This window comes from Deferrisoma palaeochoriense, assembly GCF_054656955.1.
Genome location: NZ_BAAHXI010000166.1, coordinates 1 through 706, shown reverse-complemented (window position 1 = coordinate 706; position 706 = coordinate 1). Strand labels below are relative to the sequence as shown.

The window sequence follows — 706 nt, the reverse complement described above, 5'->3', positions numbered from 1 at the left end:
GCTGTTGTTCCAACCTGTGGGAGCGGCCTTCGTACCAGGGGCCAGAATGCAGAGGTCAGAAGTCAGAGAACCCCTGTCCTCTGTCGTCCGTCCTCTGGCACCTGACGCGGAGGTCTCTCCCACGCTGGAGTCCTAGCCCGGCCGGGAGCCCCGGTGTTGCAAGGCCCGGCAGGAGCATCCCGGGCGTCCGCGTCCTTTTCCCGTGCGAATATCTTCTTTCGCACCCTGGAGAGCGGGCCGTCCCCATCCCCGGTTGCGATTCCGGGCGCGGAGGATACCCTCGCCGGGGGGCTTGGGTCCACCGGAACGAGGGGGCTGGGGACGGCTCCAGCCCATCGAGAGGAGGAAGCCGCGCATGAATCGAACCGGGTGTTCCGCTGTCAAGCCGCCCGGCCGCCCCGCCGCCTAGCCGTCATGCACCACGCCTCGGCGCGTGCCGTCGTCTACCCCCTGGGGGCCGCGGCCCTCTTCGGCGCCTCGGTCCCGGCGGTCAAGGCGCTCTCCCGGTTCGGCTCGGATCTGGGGCTTGCCGGGGCCCTCTACCTGGGGGCGGGGGCGGGTCTCCTCGTGTTCGCGCTTTGCCGGCGCGGGGGCCGCCCGCCGTGGGTGAAGGCCGAGATCCCCTGGCTTGTGGCGGCCACCGCGTGCGGCGGGGTTCTGGCGCCGTGGCTTCTGGTGCGGGGGCTCCGGGCCGGCCCGGCATCGG

The 706-nt window shown here is 72.1% G+C and carries 1 pseudogene; it reads left to right on the top strand.

The window, feature by feature from the left end:
- Window positions 1-369: 369 nt before the first annotated feature.
- Window positions 370-706, top strand: a pseudogene (locus ACYQ8L_RS18550) (hypothetical protein); the annotation flags it as partial.